At 57.4% G+C, this 270-nt stretch carries 1 pseudogene; it reads left to right on the top strand.

What is annotated here, in order from left to right:
* Nucleotides 1-270, top strand: a pseudogene (locus SB717_RS36070) (hypothetical protein); the annotation flags it as partial.

Here is a 270-nt window from a genome sequence, read left to right as displayed (position 1 = left end):
AATCGCTGAAGGACATCGGCATCGAACTGGTAACGCGTGACTTCTCGCTGCACGACCGCGAGGAAATCATGTATCGGGAAAAGCTCATGCGGGATGCCCGTATCGGCGCGACACTCACGACCATCGCAGCATATGGCGCGGAACCCTCTCACCATCAGAAGATGGTTCTGGTCGATTATGAGGCTCCCGAGCACGCTGTCGGTTTCGTCATGGGACACAACACGCTGGATGCCTATTGGGACACCGACGCACACGGCCACGTGAAGAAGG

Source organism: Priestia sp. SIMBA_032 (assembly GCF_046535215.1).
Classification (GTDB): domain Bacteria; phylum Bacillota; class Bacilli; order Bacillales; family Bacillaceae_H; genus Priestia; species Priestia aryabhattai.
This window is presented reverse-complemented; position numbering and strand designations above follow the sequence as displayed.